Consider the following 20,572-nt stretch of genomic DNA (forward strand, 5'->3'; position numbering starts at 1 on the left):
TTGGAGAACGAAATGACCAAGGCACTTGGTGTCGGCATTATCGGTTGTGGCAATATATCCGCTGCCTATCTGCGGCTGTCTCCCATGTTTCGAGGTATCGAAATAATAGCATGCGCCGATATAAATCCTGCTGCAGCAAAAGCGCGCGCAGACGAGTTTGGTATAAAAGCACAGACTATCGATGAGCTGCTTCAGAACGACGGCATTGATATCGTCGTCAACCTGACAGTTCCCGATGCTCATTATGCTGTCACGAAGCAAATTCTGGCCGCAGGCAAACATGCATACTCAGAAAAACCTTTGGTTCTCTCGATGGAGCAGGGGCTGGAACTGAAGGCGCTTGCCGATGGTCGCAACCTGAAAGTGGGGTGCGCGCCGGATACGTTTCTGGGTGGAGCCCATCAGCTGGCGCGGCGCGAAATCGATAATGGTAATGTCGGTCGCATCACCTCCGGTACATGCCATGTCATGAGCCATGGCATGGAACATTGGCATCCGAATCCCGACTTTTTCTTCCGAAAGGGCGGTGGGCCGATCCTTGATCTTGGACCGTATTACATCGCCAATCTCGTTAATCTGATTGGCCCCGTGAAGCGCGTCGCCGCTTTGACTTCTGCAGCTACACCGACGCGGACGATTAGCTCTGAACCACGCAAGGGCGAAGCCATTCCTGTGGAGACGCCAACGACCATTCACGCATTATTGGAATTCGAACAGGGCGCAACAGTAACACTATCAGCCAGTTGGGATGTCTGGGCGCATCGCCATGCGAACATGGAGTTGTATGGCACCGAAGGATCGCTTTACCTGCCCGATCCCAATTTTTTTGGCGGAGAAGTTCAACTGGCGAAGCCGGGCGAACCAGCGGAAATAGTGGAAAATTGGGAGCATCCATTTGGCGTTGCCAATGAACAGCATTCTCAAGGTATGATGGCTAACTATAGAACGGCTGGTCTGGCAGATATGGCGGCTGCTATTCTGAACGGCCGCGATCTACGTTGTTCGCTGGAACGTGCACTGCATGGGGTCGACGTCATGCTGGCTATTTTGAGATCAGGCGAGGAAAAGCGTTTCATTGACATCGAAACGCGCTGTACGCGCCCGGAAGCACTGAACATTAAAGCGGCTGAGGCTTTGTTGCTGCCAGTTGAAAATGGAAAGAAACGGGCGGCGAACTGACTTTGCATCGCTCCTCCCGAGCGATAGGAGGCCATTCCGGGCTCACGGGTCCGGAGTGGCCTCCGCCCATTCTTATCCGATGGTCTGCAAGGACCTCACATCGATGCCGTTAATCCGGCCCAGAATGGCTTTGCCAAGCTGCTGCCCGGCCAGCTTGAAACTTTCCTCGACGACAATCAGCCCCGGGCGAAACCAATGCAAAATCTGCGTCGATTGTTTGGCTGCGACATCGACTTCATTACCGATACTCAATCCCGCATCTTCTACACCGGCAACAATTGCCAGAGCGGCTGCACTGCCAGAGCAGATGATACCGTCCGGTCGATCAGGTCTTTTCATCAATTGAGCTATATGCTGCCGCAAATCCTCAAGCGGTGTATCCAGATCAACGTCTTCGAGCGGCGATCCACTACAGTGAAAGGCACGCAGACCTTCATAAAATCCACCTACCATATGCCGGTAATAGGTGAGATGTGCGGGCGGAGTCAGTAAAGCGAGCCGCTTTCGTCCGCGCGCTGCCAGTTTGCCAACCATATCCAGCGCGAAAGTGAAATTATCAAAGTCGTGAAAAGGATGCTCAATGCCCGTATCAGTGCGACCATGGGTGGCGAACGGAAAATCATGTTCCGTCAGATAATGGACGCGTTGATCGTCCGGTTCTGTACGCGAAAAAATAATACCGTCGGCTGAGCCCGTTTCCACGATATAGCGGATCGGTTCGATTGGCGCCCGCGAATGAAAATAGGGTGTCAGAATGAGATGGTATTGCGTTTCGGCAAGAACATCCGCGACGCCATGAATGACCTGGCTGGTAAAGCCCATGATCTCGTCCTGTGTGTTCAGGACAAGGGCAATGACATTCGTCTTGCCGGTTCGAAGGCGCACACCGGCACGATTGGGACGATAACCGATCTGTCGGGCGATCAGTTGTACGCGTTTTCGTGTTTCCGGACCGATTTCCGGTGCATCCTTTAAAGCACGCGAAACCGTGGTCACGCCAAGGCCGGTCATGAATGCAATTGTCTTCAGCGTCGGACGTTCATTTTCAAAGAACGATTTGGCTGGATTTTGCGGCTTGGAAGCCTGCGGGCTCCGTTTTTCATTCATGCGTATTTCGTCCGGCAGCGAGGAACGATGTGTACGGGAAAAGCTAGAATTCGCTTTATCTATCAATAGCTTGTTTTGACGGACTTGTCATCTTTTATGATGTTGAATCGATATTTTCAGATACCATTTCGAACGGTTTTTATTGCGTTCCGCACGTACTCGCTGAGGCATGCTTTCCATCGTCTCGGTGCTTGTCATTGCCAGCGATAAGAACTTCTCCTTGAACGCTGTTTTGACTAGATTGTCATGAAGAAATTTCAGTATAATAGGACAATTCTGGATATGTCATGATGGAGTTGGTAGACGCATGTGGGAACCCATGTTGGAAATGCGCAAGGGCGTCACCAAGCACAGGCTTTTGACAGATAAAATTGTCGACGATATCGAGAAGGGCGTTCTTTTGCCCGCCACGCGCATGCCGACCCATCGGGATTTGGCGCACAAGCTCGGGCTTTCGGTACAGACGGTCAGTATCAGCTACAAGGAGGCAGAACGGCGCGGTTATTTGCGTGGTGAGGTTGGCCGGGGAACCTATGTCTGCAACCGGGTGACGGAGCGGGCTGATCGTTTCATGCTTGATCGGGATCCCAGCGGAACGGCGGATCTATCCATCATTCGCGCAGTCTATACAGAAGCCCACGAGAATGCATCGCGTCGTCTGCTGGAGGAAATGAGCCAGTCGGACAATGCGAGCTTCATGCGTCCATGTCGACCTATTGCGGGGCTGGATCGACATCGCGCGGTCGCGCGAGACTGGCTGCGTGGCCTGTCGGTTGATGTTGATCCGGGCCGGATCATTATTACGAATGGCGCTGCTCATGGCTTGTTTCTGGCAGTCGCAGCGGTTGTGCAGCCGGGTGAGGTTGTACTGACGGAAAGCCTTACCGATCATGGCATCATAGGTCTTGCCAATGTGCTTGGCTTCACGCTGCGTGCGCTGCCGACGGATAGAGAAGGTATATTGCCCGATGCTTTTGAAACTGCGTGCAAGGCGGGAGATGTAAGGGCGCTGGTGCTCATTCCGACGCTTGGCAATCCGACTAGTCATTTGATGGGAGTTGAAAGGCGCATTGCTGTCGCGGATATTGCCCGGCGATACGGCGTTTGTGTCATCGAGGATGAAGTCTATAAGCCGATCCTTGAAGAGCCTCTGCCGTCAATGCCGGAACTGCTGCCAGAACTGGGCTTCTTTGTGACAAGCTTCACCAAGACGGTTATGACCGGCTTGCGGACAGGCTATCTTGTGGTGCCTGCGCATTATTCCATCCGCGTAACGTCGATTTTGCGCGTCACGAGCTGGAGCGGCGTCAATCTCGTTGCAGAGATGGCCAGCCGCTGGATCGAGGACGGAACGGCGACCGAGCTTCTGGATATTCAGCGTAGCGAGTTGCGTTCAAGGCAGACATTGGTAGCCGATATTCTTGAGCCGCACATTGCTGGCAGCAATCCGCTGTCGCTTTGTGCCTGGTTGAAGATCCCGCGCAACTGGTCGGAGGATGGTCTGGTCCGTGCTCTGGCAAGCAAGGGCGTCGCTGTCACACCTTCTGATCCGTTCGTGGCAGGTGGTGAGCGGGGGGATGGCGGCATCCGCATCTGCCTCGGCGGAAGGCTTTCGCGATCTGCCTTGCAGACGGCTCTTGAAACTATTCGCGAAACCTTCGCGCAACTGCCGCCAGTCTATGACGTCAGTTCTATAGCCTGAGCGCTATAGAACTGATTGCAGAAATTCTTTCGTCCGCTCTTCGGTCGGAGACTGGAATATCTGTTCGGGCGTGCCCTGTTCGCAGATGCGTCCCTTGTCGAAAAAACAGACACGATCGGAAACTTCGCGTGCAAAGCGCATTTCATGAGTGACGAGGAGCATTGTCAGGTCATGTTCTTGCGCGAGACTGCGAATGACTGCCAGAACTTCGCCGACAAGCTGCGGATCCAGCGCCGATGTGGGTTCGTCAAAGAGTAGAACACGTGGACGCATAGCCAATGAACGCGCAATCGCAACGCGTTGCTGCTGGCCACCTGAAAGCTGTGAAGGGTAGTGATCTTTTTTGTCAGTCAGGCCGACAAGAGCAAGAAGATCGAGTGCACGCGCCTCGGCTTCGTCCCGCTTCATACCGAGAACGTGTACTGGCGCTTCGATGATATTGCGCAGCACAGACATGTGCGGAAACAGATTGAAGCTCTGGAACACCATGCCGACATGCGATCTGATTTTACGCAAGTGGGCTTCGCTCGCTTGAAACGGTCCTTTGCCGTTTGGTTGGTGATAGGACATATCTGCGAGTTCGAGCGTACCCTCCTGAAACGGCTCCAGTGTCATGAGAATACGGAGCACCGTCGATTTTCCCGATCCTGATGGGCCGATCAGTGTTACTTTCTCGCCTGTCTTGACCGAGAAATTGAATTGATCCAGCACAGTCAGTGCGCCGAAACGCTTGGCTACGTCCTGAAAGCGGATGATTTCCTGGGTCATTTGAGGGCGATCCCGTTCTTTGGAAGTGTGCGTTCGAGCAGGCGTATGAGCGCCGAGCAGATAAGTGTCAGGATGAGGAAGATCAGGCCGACCATGGACAGCGGCACCAAATATTCGAAGGTGCGGTCGCCGATCAGATTGGCGAGGTTCAGCATGTCGACGATACTGACGACAGACAGAACCGGGGTCTCCTTCAGCATGGAGACGAGGTAGTTGCCCATGGCCGGGATGATCCGGGGTATGGCTTGCGGAATGACAATGTCGCGATAGGTGCGCCAAGGCGTAAGGTTCAGGGCGCGCGCTGCTTCCCATTGTCCGCGCGGAATGGCCTCTATACCTCCGCGGTAAACCTCCGACGTATAGGCCGAATATTGAAGGCCAAGCGCCAGAGCGCCGGTCAGGAATGCGGGCAGAACAATGCCATAGGCAGGCAGCACGTAATACAGGAAAAACAACTGTACCAGCAGCGGTGTATCGCGCAGAAACTCCACAACGACCACGGTCGGCCAGGATATGATTTTGTATGGGCTGCGGCGCAGAAGCGCAAAGACGAGGCCGAGCACTAGCGCAATAGCAAAGCCGGTGGCTGCGGCCTTGAGTGTTACTGTGAGGCCAATTCCCAGAATTGGTAGAATGGAAATCGCAAAGGATAGCGTGGACGAGGTGTCCCATGCATAGCCGTAGATCATGCGAAACCTCCTGCCATTGTCTGGCGTTTCAGTCGTCGCTCAAGCCAGCGAATAGCGGAGGCGAGCACCAGGGCCATTGCAAAATAACCAAGTAGTGTCAGCGAATAGATCGTCACATTGTCGAGCGTCAGATTGCGCAAACGCTGGGCCTGGAAAGTGAGATCGCTGATGGCGATAAGCGAGGCGAGTGCTGTATCTTTCAGATTATGAATAGCCAGATTGCCGAAAGCCGGCATCATCTCGACAACCGCCTGTGGCAGGACGATGTGAAACAATGTGTGGCCTCTGCTGAAGTTGAGGGCTCTTGCGGCTTCATGTTGCGCTTCAGGAACGGCCTGCAAGGCACCACGCACGACCTCAGCACCATAAGCACCAATGTTAAGGCCAAGCCCCATAATGCCGGTCGTGATCGGATCGAATGAAATGCCGATCAATGGCAGGGCGTAATAGAGCCAGAACAATTGCACGAGCAGGGAAGTACCCCGGAATATCTCGATATAGATCACCGCAATCGTGGAAAGGATCGGCCCACCCGCAAACCGGGCAATACCGGCTGCGAACGCCAGCAGAGTGCCGATAGCCATCGAACTGAGGGCAAGAACGACGGTGATTTGTGCGCCTTTGAAAAGGGCGGGAAGATACTCCGTCCAGTGCATATGGTCTTCTCCCGATAGAGATGAGACAAGGCCCGCCGAACCAATCATCATGGCACGGCGGGCGATAAAAGCGTTACTTTGCGTTGCAGAGGCTGGCCGTATCAACAGTCCGCGCCGCTTCGACGCTCTCTTCGCTAAGCCCATAGGTCATCAGGATTTTCTTGTAGTCATCGGTCTTCTTGAACTCGATAAGCTCCTTGTTGAAGGCGTCGTAGAACTCCTTGTCCTCTGGACGGAAGCTGAAAGCGCCAAAACTGCGCGCGGATTTGCCATCCACAACCGGATCGGTAAACGGATGTGCCTGTTCCAGTTGTGGCGAATTTTCAACGAGCTTGGCCACTGTCAGCTCTGTTGCGGCATAGGCATCCGCACGACCGGTCTGAACCGTGGATGGAGCGTCAGCATTGCCCTGAATCATGACGATCTGTGATTCATCGATACCCATTCCATGCAGGAAATCGATCTGATCGGCACCCGAAACAATTGCGACTTTCAGAGACGGATCTTTCTTGATGTCATCATAGGAATGAATGTTTTTTGGATTGCCTTTTGGAACCAGGAGACCTTCACCGTAGCTGGAATTGGCGACCGTGAACTGAACCTGTTTGCAGCGGTCGGGCAAAACATTCTGCTCGGCGGCGACAAACTCAAAGCGCTTGGCCTTCAATCCGGGAATAAGCGAGCCGAAAGGCGTAACAGTCCAATCGACTTCTTCAATTCCGAGTTTTTTGAAGATTGCTGCGGCAACGTCCGGGCCGATGCCTTTGGCTGCGCCACTCGCGTCCATATAACCATAGGGCACTTCGTTGGCAGTCGCTCCTCGCACAAAGCCCGCGCTTTTCAGATCGTCGATGGTGACGGCCTGTGACGGGATTGTAAGAGCTGCAAATGCTGCCGCGGAAAGCAGAGCGGAAATCGTATGAAATTTCATGCGCATGGTGTTCACTCCTCTTTATGGATGCCGGTTGTTTTTGGTCCGGCTTTTCAATTGGTCGGTACTGATTGATTTAAGACGAGGACGGTTCCTCGCTGATCGTGGCGATGACCGAAAGGCAATCACCCATCTTGATGAGACCCGGAAAGTGCCGTGCCGCGAGAATTCCGTCGAGTGCGGCGCGGTACTCTTGCGGAGCTACGCCGGTGCGTGCCACATTATGAACGCGGGCAATGAGGTCGCCCTTGCGTATTTCCGCGCCAAGATCGACCAAAGGTTCAAGCAAACCTTCGGTATCGGCAAAGCCGAAGCATTCCTGCGATGGCATATCGAGCCATGTCGTGGGTGAAAACTCCACTTCGCCATGCAAAATGTCTGCGTGACGCAGAAGGTTGCGAATGCCGCGCTTGGCGATTGTTGCCGACCGTGCTGAAATCGTGCCGCCGCCGGAAAGCTCGGTCGTCACAAACACCTTCCCGGCTTCCTCAGCGGTCGTGTCGTACATGCCTACAGCATCGATCTCGATCATCCGCATGGAGAAAGGAGCCGAAAAAGCTTTGACGGCAGCAAAGCATTGGGCTTCCTGAGTTGCATCGGGCAGGGCGTGTGCTGCTGCATAGGGCAGGAAATCAAGTGTGCGGCCCCCGGAATGAAAATCCATGACGATATCGGCTGTGGGCAGCAGATAGCGGGTGAAATAATCGGCGATCTTTTCAGTTACCGTGCCATCCGGGCGGCCAGGGAAACTACGATTGAGATTGCCTTTATCTATCGGCGATGTGCGTGTTCCCGCCGTGAAAGCTGGAAAATTCATTGCAGGAACAATGATAACGCGTCCGTTGATCTCAGCCGGTTTCAGATTGGCGGCGAGATCGTAGAGTGCAACCGGCCCCTCATATTCATCGCCGTGATTGCCACCCGTAAGAAGGGCTGTGGGTCCATCGCCATTGCGAATGACGCAGATTGGCAGCATCAGCGAGCCCCAGGCGGAATCGTCTCTGGACCAAGGCAGCCGCAAATGTCCGTGTTGCACGCCGTCGCGGTCAAAATCGACAGTTGGCGTGATTGGGGAGGGACGGGAAGGGGGCGAGCTAAGCATCATCGTAGCGTCCTAATTCTTGACCACGAGCTTGCGTGGCACATTCGACAGGCATTCGACGCCGGTTTCGGTGATCACGATGCTCTCGGTGATCTCCAGCCCCATGGTTTCCAGCCAGAGACCTGTCATGAAGTGAAAGGTCATGCCGGGCTGCAATTCGGTGTGATCGCCGGGGCGCAGGCTCATGGTGCGTTCGCCCCAATCCGGCGGATAGGACAGGCCGATGGAATAGCCGGTGCGGTTGTCCTTGATGATCCCGTATTTCTTCAAAACAGCGAAGAAGCCGTTGGCAATATCTTCGCAGGTATTGCCGGGACGAGCAGCAGCAAGTCCCGCTTCCATACCTTCGAGTGTTGCTTTTTCTGCATCAAGAAAAGCCTGCGTCGGCTTGCCGAGAAATACAGTCCGCGACAGTGGGCAATGATAACGCTTATAGCAACCTGCAATCTCGAAGAAGGTGCCTTCTCCGGTCTTCATCGGCAAATCGTTCCAGGTGAGATGCGGGGCGGAGGCGTCAGGTCCAGAAGGCAGCAACGGCACAATGGCAGGATAATCGCCGCCGAAATCGTCAACGCCGCGTGTGCCTGCATCATAGATTTCTGCAACCAGATCGCATTTACGCATACCCGGCTCGATTTTATCGACGATGCGCTGGTGCATGGCTTCCACGATGCGCCCGGCTTTGCGCATATAGCCAATCTCGGTTGAACTCTTCACCGCCCGCTGCCAGTTGACGAGACCTTGCGCATCTTTGAACTGTGCATTGGGCAGATGCTTCTGCAAAGCATGGTGGGCCGCAGCAGTGTACCAGTAATTGTCGAACTCGACGGCTATCGTCTTGTTACCCCAACCCTTTTCCTCAAGGGTTGAGGCCAGAAGATCCATCGGGTGGCGTTCCAGCGATTGCACGTAGTGGTCAGGATAGCCGATGATGTTGTCATGGCTTATCCACGCGGTGCGTTTCGCACCGTTGCCATCCTGACCGCGACCGTACCAGATCGGTTCGCCTTCCATCGAAAGCACAACGCATTGATGGACATAGAAGGACCAGCCATCATAACCGGTAAGCCAGTGTATGTTGGACGGGTCTGTGACGATGATGACATCGAAGCCTGCCTTCTCCATGGCGCGACGGGTTTTGGCTATCCGCTCATCATATTCCGCGCGGGTGAAGTTGAGTTCCACACTCATCGACTGGCTCCTGCAGTTATGGTTGAATCAATTTTCGTGCCTGCGTCGCGCAGGCTGGCGCGCTCCGTCGCAAGGCGAGCAATTGCGGTGTCCTGAACACCGGTGCCCGTGAGGTCGCAGAAGGTTATGTCCTCTGCCTGACGCTGGAATTTCGCCTTATTGAGAACGATCTGGCCCAGTTCTGAAAAGACAGTACCCGCTGCTACAATCCCAGCCGAAATTGCATGGTGCAATTCGCCAAGCCTGCGTGTCTGGGAGAGGCTGTCAGCGACATAGGTGATTGATCGCAGGAAAAGGGCGGGGTCGATCTCGTTCTTATGTTCGGCATCCGAACCCATCGCAGTAACGTGTTGGCCGGGTGCAAGCCATTCAGCCTTTATGAGCGGTGTTTCCGATGGCGTCGTCGTGACGATAATGTCAGTGCCATCGCAAGCTTCCTTTGCATCTGCGATTGCCGTCACCGGTATTCCGAGCTTTTGGGTAAAGTTCTGCGCGGCTTTTTTCGCGCTATCGACGTTGCGTGCCCAAATCCGCGCCTCGGTGATGGGGCGCACGAGTTTCAGCGCTTCAAGCTGCATTCCTGCCTGCATGCCCGCACCGATGATGGTGGCGACGCGGGCATTTTCCCGCGCCAGATATTTTGCTGCGACAGCACCGGCAGCCGCTGTACGCACATCGGTCAGATAGCCATTATCCAGCAATAGTGCTTCGATAAGTCCGGTCTTTGCCGAAAACTGGATCATCAGTCCGTTGGTAGAAGGCAGGCCGATGGAAGGATTATTGAAGAAGCCCGGACTTACTTTGATGGCAAAGCTGTCTAATCCAGGAATATAGGCCGTCTTCACATCGACTTCGCCACGCTCTGCAGGGATATCCAACCGAAGAATGGGCGGCATGCTGACACCGCCACTGGCGAGTGCCCGGAAAGCATCCTCCACGCACGCCACGCTTTCAAGGTCGAGGGCTATGATCTGTCGCAGATCAGCTTCGGTCAGAATTCTCATTTCAGCCATCAGCCTGCCCTCCGATAGCGGTCTTCCACGATTGCGCGATGTTGTTCGGGATCGATATTGCCACCAGAAACAATGATGGCGGTTGGTCCTGTCGGCTTGATTTTTCCAGCAAGCAAGGCGGCAATACCAACAGCTGCCGCGCCCTCAATAATCTCGCTTTCCAGCCGCGCCGCATGGCGGATGCCTGCTGCGATCTCCTCTTCATCGAGCAGGATCACATCATCAAGTAGCGAGCGGCACATCGCAAACGTCCAGCGATTGTCGAGCCCGATACCACCGCCGAGGGAGTCTGCCAGCGTGTCCAGTTCGTCAACATTGACTGGTTTACCCGCTTCGAGGCTCGCCTGCATAGCCGCACCGCGTTGCATGGAAATTCCAATTACCCGCGCTTGCGGAAGCTTTGCTTTCACTGCTGCAGCCACTCCGGCGGCAAGGCCGCCACCAGAAAGCGGAACAAGCACCGTGTGCAGTTCGGGGAGATCTTCGACAATTTCCAATCCCACAGTTCCCTGTCCGGCAATAATGCGCGGATCGTCGAACGGTGGGATGGCATTCATGCTTTCATCACGCACAAGCCGCATGACTTCTTCCATCGCGTCGTCCTGGGATTTGCCGATGATGCGCACATCAGCACCAAGTGCGCGGATGGCCTCGACCTTATTGAGCGGTACAAGCGATGAAAGGCAGATCATGGCGGTCAACCCTTGCGTGGACGCTGCATGAGCCAATGCGCGCCCATGATTTCCGGTAGAGGCTGTGACAAGCCCCCGCTCGCGTTCATTCCCGGACAGGCTGAGAACAGCATTTGTTGCACCGCGAAGCTTGAAACTACCCGTTGGTTGTCGGTTTTCAAGCTTGAGAAAAACCGGCACGCCTGATCGCCTGCTGAGACTTTCGGAGTGGATCAGCGGTGTTCTTTGGACATGACCATTCAGCCTGTCTTGGGCTTGCTCTATTTCGTTGAGACTGATCATTTGCGACACACTTCCCGACATCCGCACCGCCGTTCAAAGCGGCGTGACAATGGGGAGCGCTGCACCAAGCAAAGCACGTCTTCGCTGCAGGCGAGCAAGTTGAGGGCGCAATAAAGCACCATATGCGAAACCGTAAGGCCGCATCCTCGTTCCCCATATGTTTGATTTTTTGTTCTTGGCTCTATGTGTGAAAGACCAATTACATCATGTCAATAATTATATTGGATCATTACAATATTGCTCTGAAGTGATTTATTACTGGCGCAGGCTTGCCTGCGATATGCGACCATGCCAATGAGAATGGCCTTGAAACGCAAATACTCACTTACATTGGACCGTTATAATGAAATCCGCCCTCAAGCTTGATGCTGTTGATCTTCGCATTCTGGAAGCGGTGCAGCAGAACGCGCGGATCACCAAGCTCGCGCTCGCAGAGCAGGTGGGTTTGTCACCAACACCGTGCTGGCTGCGACTGCGCAAGCTGGAGGAGGCGGGCGTTGTCACGGGTTATCACGCGCGCATTGCCTATCGCAAAATCGCCCCCATTGCGCATGTCATGGTTCAGATCACGCTCGGTAATCACCGCCAGAGCGATTTTGACCGCTTTGAGCGCGCAATTGCTGTCATTCCCGAAATTGTCTCGTGCTGGTCGGTCGGTGGAGGCATAGATTATTTTCTGATGATCATGGCCCGCGATATAGATAGCTATCAGCGTCTGATTGACCGCCTGTTGGATCAGAATATCGGAATCGAACGCTATTTCACATACATCGTGACGAAGCTTGTCAAAGACGAGCGGACTGGAACACCCTTGTCGATCCTCGCCGACGAGGTAGAATAGTCCAAACGATCTGTTTGATCGCTGAAGTTTAGTCCAATCCTGCTGTTCTTCGTTATGCCTTTGGTCCGAATAATGGCCCAGCCTATGAGATGTTTCTTCCAGAATTGGGAGAAGCACAATGAACGCCGTTCTGGATCATCCGATACAACATGACGGGCTTAACAGGCTTCGGGACAAACACCTTTTTCGCGAACTTGGCTATATCGATGGGCGCTGGGTTGCGGGAGAGAAGGCTGAAACTTTTGCCGTTGTCGACCCGGCAACCGGGCGACGGCTGGCACGCGTTGCAAGTCTGAGCGAAGCCCAAACAACGCTTGCGATAGATGCGGCAGTAAAGGCGTTTTCGGCCTGGCGTGATAAGCTGCCCCAGGAACGATCCGCGGTCTTGCGGCGTTGGTTCGAGCTGGTCACGGCAAATCGCGAAGATCTCGCATTGCTGATGACGCTGGAGCAGGGCAAGCCGCTGGCGGAATCGCGCGGCGAAATCGACTATAGCGCATCTTTCATCGAATGGTTTGCAGAAGAGGCCAAGCGTCTTAACGGCGAAACCATAGCGAGCCATCTCCCCAATGCCGAGATGCTCGTGCGCCGTGAGGCGTTGGGTGTCGTAGCACTTGTTACTCCATGGAATTTTCCGCATGCCATGATCACACGCAAGGCGGCTGCAGCGATTGCCGCCGGTTGCCCGGTCGTCGTGCATCCGTCTTCAGAAACACCGCTTTCTGCACTCGCCCTCGCCGAACTGGCCGAACGTGCGGGAATGCCTGCGGGCATATTCAATGTGGTGACGGGCAAAGCCGCGCCTATCGTCGATGTATTGTGCCGCGACGAGCGTGTACGGGCGCTGAGCTTCACCGGTTCAACGGAAATCGGCAGGCTGATTGCCACCAAATGTGCGAACACGATGAAACGGCTTGTCATGGAGCTTGGTGGACATGCACCTTTAATCATCTTCGATGATGCCGATATCGAGCGGGCGGTCGATGTTGCTATGGCCGCCAAATTTGCGACCTCTGGTCAGGATTGCCTTGCCGCAAACCGTATCTTTGTTCAGCGCGGCATTCTGAAAGCGTTCACAAAGGCTTTTGCAGCGCGCATTGCGGCGCTGAAGGTTGGCAACGGTCTTGATCCGACGGCGGAGATTGGGCCTCTGATGCACAGCCGGGCGGTGGACAAGGTCGAAGAGCACGTGCGGGACGCTGAAAAGCGAGACAGTAAGATACTCGTCGGCGGCAACCGGCTGAGAGAGAACTCGCTTTTCTTTGAACCGACATTGCTGGTCGATGTGCCTGACGATGCGGCGATTATGCACGAAGAGACATTCGGGCCGGTGGCCGCTGTCACGGTTTTTGGCGATGAACACGAGGTCATAGCCCGCGCCAATGCCACACAATATGGTCTAGTTGCTTATGTCGTAACGACGAACGGTGCGCGGCAGCTCCGCATGGGGCGCGCACTCGAATATGGAATGGTAGCCATCAACCGCGCGAAAATTACTGGCGCACCGATCCCCTTTGGCGGCTGGAAGCAATCCGGGCTTGGCCGCGAAGGCTCCCATCAAGGCATCGAAGCCTTCACCGAACTCAAATATCTCTGCATCGATACCGCCGCGTGAAAGCGTGGCGACAGGAAAGGAACATAACCATGTTGAATAATAGCAATGAACTGACCGCTTGGGACCGGGATCACTTCTTTCATCCGTCCACGCATATGGGTATGCATGCCCGTGGTGAAACGCCAACGCGCGTGCTGGAAGGCGGCGAGGGCGTGTACATTGCCGACGCGAATGGCCGGAAGAGCCTTGATGCGTTCGCGGGTCTTTATTGTGTCAATGTTGGTTATGGTCGCACCGAAATTGCGGATGCGATTGCAGAACAGGCGCGCAAGCTTGCCTATTATCATGCCTATGTCGGCCATGGCACCGAAGTGTCCATCACGCTTGCCAAGATGATCATCGACCGTGCACCGGACCATATGAGCCGCGTCTATTTTGGTCTGTCCGGTTCGGATGCCAACGAAACCAACATCAAGCTGATCTGGTATTACAACAATATTCTTGGCCGCCCTGAAAAGAAGAAGATCATTTCTCGTTGGCGCGGATATCATGGTTCAGGCGTGATGACGGGAAGTATGACGGGTCTTGCAACCTTCCATAATGCATTCGATCTGCCGCGCGCGCCTATCCTGCATACGGAATCCCCTTATTATTTCCGTCGCGCAGACCGCTCGATGAGTGAAGAACAGTTCTCGCAACATTGTGCTGACAAGCTCGAAGAAATGATCCTTGCAGAAGGTCCGGATACGATTGCTGCCTTCATTGGTGAACCTGTTTTGGGCACCGGTGGTATCGTTCCGCCACCTGCTGGCTATTGGCAGAAGATTCAGGCCGTTCTTGATCGCTACGATATTCTGCTCGTTGCCGATGAGGTCGTTACCGGCTTCGGCCGTCTCGGCAGCATGTTTGGTTCCGACCATTACGGCATGAAGCCGGATCTGATTACCATCGCCAAGGGCCTGACCTCGGCCTATGCGCCGCTCTCGGGTTCAATTGTATCGGATCGCATGTGGCAGGTGCTGGTTCAGGGCTCCGATCAGATGGGTCCAATTGGCCATGGCTGGACCTATTCCGCCCATCCGATCTGCGCTGCAGCAGGTGTAGCCAATCTCAAGCTCATCGACGAGTTGAAACTGGTTGAAAATGCAGGCTCCACAGGTGCCTATTTCCGCAAGGCACTGCAGGATGCTCTTGGCGATCACAAGCATGTCGGCGAAATTCGCGGCGAAGGCCTGATGGCGGCAATCGAATTCATGGAAGATCGCGATGACCGCAAATTCTTCGATCCTTCGCTGAAGATTGGCGCACAGGTTTCAACGGCACTTCTTGCCAACGGCGTTATCGCTCGCGCTATGCCTGAAGGCGATATTCTCGGATTTGCTCCACCACTCTGCCTGACGCGTGAAGAAGCAGACAAGGTTGTTGCCGCGACGAAAAAGGCAGTTGCGACCGTCTTTGCTTGAGCCAGTAAAAGCCGTGGCTGTCGGATATTCAATGTCTGACAGCCACGGCTTTTCTCTTTGTCCGCCAGAACAGGAATGTGGCCTTGTCGAAGCCGTTCCATTCGCCATATGTGTTGGTGAGGCATTGAGGAACCATTCCTATGACGACGATTGGCTTGAAGCGTATTTATGAAGCTCCTTCACCGAACGATGGCTACCGTGTACTCGTGGATCGTGTTTGGCCGCGCGGTATGACGAAGGAGAAGGCGGATATAGATCTTTGGGCCAAAGATATTGCCCCGACCGCCAATCTTCGCAAATGGTTCTGCCATGATCCGGCGAAATGGAATGATTTTCAGATAAAATATCGCGAAGAGTTGGAAGGTAACAAGCCAGCACTGAAGGATTTGATCGCGACCGCAAAGGCAAGAGGTGGGCGACTAACGCTCTTATATGGCGCGAAAGACGAAGAGCATAATCAAGCTGTCGTCTTGCATGAATTCATGCAAACTCTGTAGACGACCTCAAAGAGTGCCACAACCGTGGCACTCTTTGGTATTCAATCTCGAAATCACCACTTGGTGTGGACCTTGAGTAGCGCTTTACGCCCTTCACCATAGCCGCAGACATAAATGCCCTGACAACCAGCGACATAGCTCTTGTCGAACAGATTGGTGACGTTGAGGTCGACCCCCCAATTGTCTTTTTCGTAACCGAGCTTCAAGTCGGCAAGCGCCACAGCTGGCACCTTGAGTGTATTTTCCTCATCAGCATAAGAGGAACCGAGGTAGCGTACACCGCCGCCGAGCGTCACCCCTTGAAAAGCACCGTCTGGCACCTTGTACTCGACAAAGACGGAGGCCTGTTGTTCCGGCAAGAGGTAAGGACGATTGCCGATAATATCGGGGTTGCTGTCATTCTCTTTGATTTTCAGGTCGTAGGCAGTAACCGAAGCAGTCACTTTCCAAGCATCGGTGATATTGGCCTGAACTTCCAGTTCGAAACCGCGCGAGTTGACCTTGCCAAGCTGCTCACGCGCGAAGCTGGAGCCAGTGAGGGCATTCTCCTTGGTCAAATCAAACAGTGAAGCGGTGATCAAGCCGTCGAACAAGTCCGGACGGTATTTGACGCCCACTTCATACTGTGTTCCCGTCTCCGGTTGAGCATAGCTGCCATCTGCCAGCGTTTCGATGATCGGATTGAAGAAAGTCGCGACGCTGACATAAGGCGTTATGCCATTGTCGAATTCGTAGCCCAGTCCAGCGCGGCCTGAAGCTTTGCCCTTGTTATATTCGTAGCTAGGCAATCCTGCCGCGTCGGTTTTGACATAGTCGTAGCGACCATTGAATGTTGCGATCCAGCCGTCGCCGAACTCTACTCGATCCTGTGCGTAAATGCCGATCTGGTGACGTCGCAGATCTTGATCGATATAAGGGTCGAACATCGGGCCCTGTGGTTCACCATATATAGGATTGAAACCATCGATAACAGTCGCCCCGCCGGTCTGCTGCATCTGTTCAATCCGGAAATAACGGTACTCGACACCAAACAGAAGATTGTGTGTCAGAGCATCGGTCTCGATTGTTCCCTCAAGCTGGTTGTCGGCAAGGAAGGTGTTGACCGTCGTATCGTGCCTGAAATTGATGCGCGCAATGTTCGGGTTTCCTGGTGCCGGCTGCGGCAAGAAACCTTCATAACCATAGGCGTAAAGGGTGTGTTCTTTCACATGTGAAAAACCATAGCGAACGTTCTGTCGTACAGTCCAGTCATTGTCGAACTGATGCTCGAATTCATAGCCGATGGAGGCTTGCTCGCGCTCGTAGGAATCAATGTCGGGCTCGGTGAAATTTCGCTTGCGCGAAATCTTGCCGAACTCGGTTGGAACGACAGTGCCGTAGTAGGGAAGAAAGCCTCCACCATCGTGGGTCAGATCAAGATGGGTATAGTTGCCGAGAATGATCAGCTTCGTCGCTTCGTCCGGCTTGTATTCAATGCTTGGCGAGATGACGCCGCGAAATTCCTTGGCGAAGTCTGTATAATTATCACCGCCCTGAATCTTGCCGTTTACACGGTAATTGACCGTATCGCTGGCTTTGTCGCCGATGTCGAAACCAAGATAGGCGTTACCGTAACTATTGATGCCCGTTTCTAGATATCGTAGCCGCTCGTCGGTCGGACGCTTGCTGATATAGTTGACAATGCCGCCCGGATTGGACCCGCCGTAAAGGGCAGACGATGCTCCACGCAGAACGTCGATACGTTCAATGCCAAAGCTATCGATCAGGAAACCACCGAAGCCGTAGCTGAAGTTCTGCAAGCCGTCGAGATAGGTGCCGTATTGGGTGGCTTCGAAACCGCGAATATAGAGCCAGTCGGTATCGTTATCGACACCGAAAGGCTGTCCGAGCACACCTGGCGTATAGCGCAATGCTTCGTCCAGCTTTTGCGCGCCGATGGCATCCATCTGCTTGCGCCCTACAACTGATACGGATTGTGGAATCTTTTCGATGGCAACGCTGTCTTTCGAGCCGGTTGTCGTTGCTGTTGGAACAAAGCCGTTTACCGGCGCAACACCCTCATCACTACGACCATTTCCCGTCTGTACGACAACCGTGTCAAGGCGAACCGTATTGTTAGCCTCTTGCGCATAGGTTGTCGAAACCGGCAGAAACGCAAATGCTGCGTTGCCGGCCAGCAGCATCAGGAAGTGTTGCTTTATCGATGTGGTCATTCGGTGCAAGCCCCTTGAGAAATCCTATATCTGACCCAACTTGCCAACGTCCGATAAGACAACAGCCAGGTGCGGCGAATGCGTCAGCGCTGCAACGCATTGCGAATTAATATGAGTATTTACATCAAGATATTGCTGGAAGATTGTTCGTTATTTCGCCTAATTGAATGATCTTTGGCTAATGTAAAATGTCCTCAAATATCGCTCGTGCTGGGTTTACTGTTGGTGTTGTCTGACCCAGGCGGCAGGCGTAGTGCCAGTCAGTTTCTTGAAAACACGGGTGAAATGCGCCTGATCGGCGAAGCCCGTGAGAGCTGCGATATGGGGTAGGGACACGTTTGGTTGCAGAAGCAGCATCTGCGCTTGGTCAATGCGCTTCCGCATCTGCCAGGCGTGCGGTGAAACACCTGTCGAGGCCTTGAAGGCGCTGCAGAAATAGGATTCGGACAATCCGGCGAGCGTTGCCAGTTCTTGAAGGCGGATAACGCGCGCGTAATTATCCTCCATGAATTCAGTAACGCGGCGAAGCTGTCGCGGTGAAAGCTTGCTGTTAAGTGTCCTTTGTTCCAACTGCGCTTCAAAGAGTTCTGTTACAAGTGCGGTTAGCAGGCCCTCTCCATAAAGGTCATGCATCGGTGCTTTTGAAATGCATTCTTCGGCCAGCAAGGAACCAATCTGTTCGATCTTCGAGTTCGAAAAGAACAGGCGAGGCTTTTCGATGCTACTTTTGTCCAGTACGTGACCGAAGCGTTGTTGTAGGGCAGCAATATCGAAATGCAGATCGAGATGCTTTAGTTTTCCCGGACGTGTTACGCGGCTCCAGATCGTCATGCCAGCAGGGACGTAGCAAAGCCTTTGCCGCGGTTGAACACTCGCCAGCGTATGGTTGGTTTGTTCGGGGCGGATTGCCAGTTCCCCTCGGCTTTCAAGCACAAGAAAAAGGCGCGGCGCTTCCGAAACATATTCTCCGCGTGCGCCTGGTCCGCAATCGACCGACCATACGTCGGCTATTGCGCCATTCCAAACGCGATAATGGAGATCGTCCAGTAAGCTGACGTCTTCAATGTGACTTTTCATATGCGGATGGAAGCCCAAACTCTTCTTCCCGATGGTGTTTCTCAAAACATGTATATCTTTCTCATATTTTGCTATCAACCTTCGATGAACTGCTTTATTGCAGGGCAGATATCTAGGTCCTGACCCTAGAGTTGACCAAAATCAGGAATGAGAATGATGACCTCCGCTCTGTTCGAACTCGAGAATGTCACCTTTTCAGCCGCCGGGCACGTCCTGTTGCAACCGCTGACGATGTCGATACCGGTGGGAAGCCTGACAGCGCTTATCGGGCATAATGGTTCAGGCAAATCAACACTTCTAAAAATTTTGGCTCGGCAGCAGCCAGTGTCCGGCGGGACTGTACGCTTTGCGGGTAAGGCGCTTGGTGATTGGGGTGACCGTGAGTTTGCGCGTAAGCTTGCCTACCTGCCACAGCAGACTGCACCTGCGGCAGGCATGCTGGTCAGGGAACTTGTCGCTTTGGGGCGCTACCCCTGGCACGGTGCTCTAGGGCGCTTCGGCGCAACGGACCGTCAGAAGGTGGAAGAAGCCATCGAACTGACCGGGATCGGAGCCTTCGCGGACCGATTGGTCGACACCCTTTCGGGCGGTGAGCGTCAGCGCGTCTGGCTCGCCATGCTGGTTGCTCAGGATGCGGAATGCCTTCTGCTTGATGAACCGACTTCGGCGCTGGATATCGCGCACCAGATCGAAGTTCTCTCGCTTGTGCGTAAGCTGTCACACGAAAAGGACCTGAGCGTCTTCGTCGTCTTGCATGATGTCAATATGGCCGCACGCTTTTGCGATGAAGTGTTTGCACTCCACAGCGGCAGATTGATCGCACAATCCACGCCTAAGGGAATTATGGTGCCAGAACGCCTGGAGGAAATCTATGGCATTCCGATGGAAGTCATGCAGCACACTTCTACGGGACAGTTGATCGCTTCGCCGCGATAGGCTGTCAGTCCCTACCTTCTTCGGGCGTTCCTAACGGAAACAGATGACGGAATGGTCGCGCTTCGTCGAGTGCGCGGGCATAGCTCGGCCGTGCAAGCAGACGTTTGCGATAGGTCCACACATTGGCGAATTTTTCGGGAATGGCATAGGTCCAGTCTGCGTAGAGCAGGGCAGGCGCCGCAGCGCAGTCGGCAAGGCTGAAATCATCCCCCGAGACCCATTTGCGCCCTTCCATATGTCGATCCAGAAACGCATAGGCTGTATCGAAGGCTGCTCGCCAGCGGTTGCCCCCGTCGTCATGCTCGCGACCAAGTGCGATATAGACGAGGCGTTGCTGCGGGTAGTTTATGTAATTATCGAAGAAACGATCCCACATTCTCACGTCCGCGCTGACAAGCGGGTCCGATGGGATCAGTTGTCTGGTGTGGGGATGGGTGGCGTCGAGATACTCGATGATACCGGTCGCTTCAAACACCAGTTTTCCATTATGCGTTAGCACGGGGAATTTACCGAAGGGCCAAACGGCGTTGAACTCGCTCGCTACCGGTTCCGTACCATCAAGCATTCTTGCTTCGAAAGTTATGTCCTTTTCATAGAAGGCGGTTATCGCCTTCTGGCAGTATGACGAAAAGGGATGAAGGTAGAGTTTCAAGGTCATCGTGGTCCTCCCAGACAGAT

19 protein-coding genes are annotated in these 20,572 nt (G+C 54.0%); 7 read left to right on the top strand and 12 right to left on the bottom strand.

Features of this window, described 5'->3' with window-relative positions:
- Nucleotides 1-12 precede the first annotated feature (12 nt).
- Nucleotides 13-1,179 (top strand): Gfo/Idh/MocA family protein, encoded by a 1,167-nt coding sequence (locus tag OANT_RS17895; RefSeq protein WP_012092881.1) that lies wholly within the window; start codon nucleotides 13-15, stop codon nucleotides 1,177-1,179.
- 72 nt (nucleotides 1,180-1,251) lie between these two features.
- On the opposite strand, the gene OANT_RS17900 is transcribed toward OANT_RS17895, so the two are convergent.
- On the bottom strand, nucleotides 1,252-2,286 hold the full coding sequence (locus OANT_RS17900) for a LacI family transcriptional regulator (protein WP_012092882.1): 1,035 nt from the start codon (nucleotides 2,284-2,286) through the stop codon (nucleotides 1,252-1,254).
- Nucleotides 2,287-2,593: 307 nt separating this feature from the next.
- On the opposite strand from OANT_RS17900, the gene ehuR reads away from it, so the two are divergent.
- Entirely contained in the window at nucleotides 2,594-3,988 is a 1,395-nt protein-coding gene (gene ehuR / locus OANT_RS17905; protein ID WP_040128351.1) for a MocR-like ectoine utilization transcription factor EhuR, read from the top strand.
- Between the two features lie 3 nt (nucleotides 3,989-3,991).
- Here ehuR and ehuA read toward each other — a convergent pair whose 3' ends face one another.
- The 8 genes from ehuA to eutB all read right to left on the bottom strand — a co-directional run bounded on the left by ehuA (nucleotide 3,992) and on the right by eutB (nucleotide 11,312).
- Nucleotides 3,992-4,756, bottom strand: a complete 765-nt coding sequence (ehuA, locus tag OANT_RS17910; RefSeq protein ID WP_012092884.1) for an ectoine/hydroxyectoine ABC transporter ATP-binding protein EhuA — start codon at nucleotides 4,754-4,756, stop codon at nucleotides 3,992-3,994.
- The gene (gene ehuD, locus OANT_RS17915) at nucleotides 4,753-5,445 is read right to left on the bottom strand and encodes an ectoine/hydroxyectoine ABC transporter permease subunit EhuD (RefSeq protein ID WP_012092885.1); all 693 of its coding nucleotides are present in this window, start codon (nucleotides 5,443-5,445) and stop codon (nucleotides 4,753-4,755) included. The genes ehuA and ehuD overlap by 4 nt, the downstream gene beginning before the upstream one ends.
- Entirely contained in the window at nucleotides 5,442-6,101 is a 660-nt protein-coding gene (gene ehuC / locus OANT_RS17920) for an ectoine/hydroxyectoine ABC transporter permease subunit EhuC (RefSeq protein WP_010658663.1), read from the bottom strand. Before ehuC ends, ehuD begins: the two co-directional genes overlap by 4 nt.
- 73 nt (nucleotides 6,102-6,174) lie before the next feature.
- Entirely contained in the window at nucleotides 6,175-7,038 is an 864-nt protein-coding gene (gene ehuB / locus OANT_RS17925) for an ectoine/hydroxyectoine ABC transporter substrate-binding protein EhuB (RefSeq protein WP_012092886.1), read from the bottom strand.
- Nucleotides 7,039-7,108: 70 nt separating this feature from the next.
- On the bottom strand, nucleotides 7,109-8,137 hold the full coding sequence (doeB, locus tag OANT_RS17930; RefSeq protein WP_012092887.1) for a N(2)-acetyl-L-2,4-diaminobutanoate deacetylase DoeB: 1,029 nt from the start codon (nucleotides 8,135-8,137) through the stop codon (nucleotides 7,109-7,111).
- 9 nt (nucleotides 8,138-8,146) lie between these two features.
- The gene (doeA, locus tag OANT_RS17935; RefSeq protein WP_012092888.1) at nucleotides 8,147-9,325 is read right to left on the bottom strand and encodes an ectoine hydrolase DoeA; all 1,179 of its coding nucleotides are present in this window, start codon (nucleotides 9,323-9,325) and stop codon (nucleotides 8,147-8,149) included.
- Nucleotides 9,322-10,338 carry a cyclodeaminase gene (locus tag OANT_RS17940; protein ID WP_012092889.1) on the bottom strand — a complete coding sequence of 339 codons (1,017 nt, stop codon included), beginning with the start codon at nucleotides 10,336-10,338 and terminating at the stop codon, nucleotides 9,322-9,324. The genes doeA and OANT_RS17940 overlap by 4 nt, the downstream gene beginning before the upstream one ends.
- The gene (gene eutB, locus OANT_RS17945; RefSeq protein ID WP_012092890.1) at nucleotides 10,338-11,312 is read right to left on the bottom strand and encodes a hydroxyectoine utilization dehydratase EutB; all 975 of its coding nucleotides are present in this window, start codon (nucleotides 11,310-11,312) and stop codon (nucleotides 10,338-10,340) included. Before eutB ends, OANT_RS17940 begins: the two co-directional genes overlap by 1 nt.
- 343 nt (nucleotides 11,313-11,655) lie before the next feature.
- Between eutB and OANT_RS17950 the strand changes: the two genes are divergently transcribed.
- The 4 genes from OANT_RS17950 (at nucleotide 11,656) to OANT_RS17965 (ending at nucleotide 15,668) form a co-directional block, all read left to right on the top strand.
- Nucleotides 11,656-12,153, top strand: a complete 498-nt coding sequence (locus tag OANT_RS17950) for an Lrp/AsnC family transcriptional regulator (RefSeq protein WP_012092891.1) — start codon at nucleotides 11,656-11,658, stop codon at nucleotides 12,151-12,153.
- 118 nt (nucleotides 12,154-12,271) lie between these two features.
- On the top strand, nucleotides 12,272-13,768 hold the full coding sequence (locus OANT_RS17955; RefSeq protein ID WP_012092892.1) for an NAD-dependent succinate-semialdehyde dehydrogenase: 1,497 nt from the start codon (nucleotides 12,272-12,274) through the stop codon (nucleotides 13,766-13,768).
- A 29-nt stretch (nucleotides 13,769-13,797) separates the two neighbouring features.
- Nucleotides 13,798-15,171 carry an aspartate aminotransferase family protein gene (locus OANT_RS17960; RefSeq protein ID WP_012092893.1) on the top strand — a complete coding sequence of 458 codons (1,374 nt, stop codon included), beginning with the start codon at nucleotides 13,798-13,800 and terminating at the stop codon, nucleotides 15,169-15,171.
- A 140-nt stretch (nucleotides 15,172-15,311) separates the two neighbouring features.
- Nucleotides 15,312-15,668: a DUF488 domain-containing protein gene (locus OANT_RS17965; protein WP_010658672.1), complete on the top strand. Its 357-nt coding sequence runs from the start codon at nucleotides 15,312-15,314 to the stop codon at nucleotides 15,666-15,668.
- 53 nt (nucleotides 15,669-15,721) lie between these two features.
- On the opposite strand, the gene OANT_RS17970 is transcribed toward OANT_RS17965, so the two are convergent.
- Together OANT_RS17970 and OANT_RS17975 are read right to left on the bottom strand one after the other, a co-directional pair.
- The gene (locus tag OANT_RS17970) at nucleotides 15,722-17,881 is read right to left on the bottom strand and encodes a TonB-dependent siderophore receptor (protein WP_012092894.1); all 2,160 of its coding nucleotides are present in this window, start codon (nucleotides 17,879-17,881) and stop codon (nucleotides 15,722-15,724) included.
- Nucleotides 17,882-18,097: 216 nt separating this feature from the next.
- Complete coding sequence (locus OANT_RS17975; RefSeq protein ID WP_226622719.1) at nucleotides 18,098-18,958, bottom strand: helix-turn-helix domain-containing protein; 861 nt, start codon at nucleotides 18,956-18,958, stop codon at nucleotides 18,098-18,100.
- A 156-nt stretch (nucleotides 18,959-19,114) separates the two neighbouring features.
- Here OANT_RS17975 and OANT_RS17980 point away from each other — a divergent pair, with 156 nt between their 5' ends.
- Nucleotides 19,115-19,894: an ATP-binding cassette domain-containing protein gene (locus OANT_RS17980; RefSeq protein WP_040128704.1), complete on the top strand. Its 780-nt coding sequence runs from the start codon at nucleotides 19,115-19,117 to the stop codon at nucleotides 19,892-19,894.
- Nucleotides 19,895-19,898: 4 nt separating this feature from the next.
- Here the strand turns inward: OANT_RS17980 and OANT_RS17985 are convergent, their stop codons facing one another.
- On the bottom strand, nucleotides 19,899-20,552 hold the full coding sequence (locus OANT_RS17985; protein WP_012092897.1) for a glutathione S-transferase family protein: 654 nt from the start codon (nucleotides 20,550-20,552) through the stop codon (nucleotides 19,899-19,901).
- Between the last annotated feature and the right edge of the window lie 20 nt (nucleotides 20,553-20,572).

Source organism: Brucella anthropi ATCC 49188, assembly GCF_000017405.1.
Lineage (GTDB): Bacteria > Pseudomonadota > Alphaproteobacteria > Rhizobiales > Rhizobiaceae > Brucella > Brucella anthropi.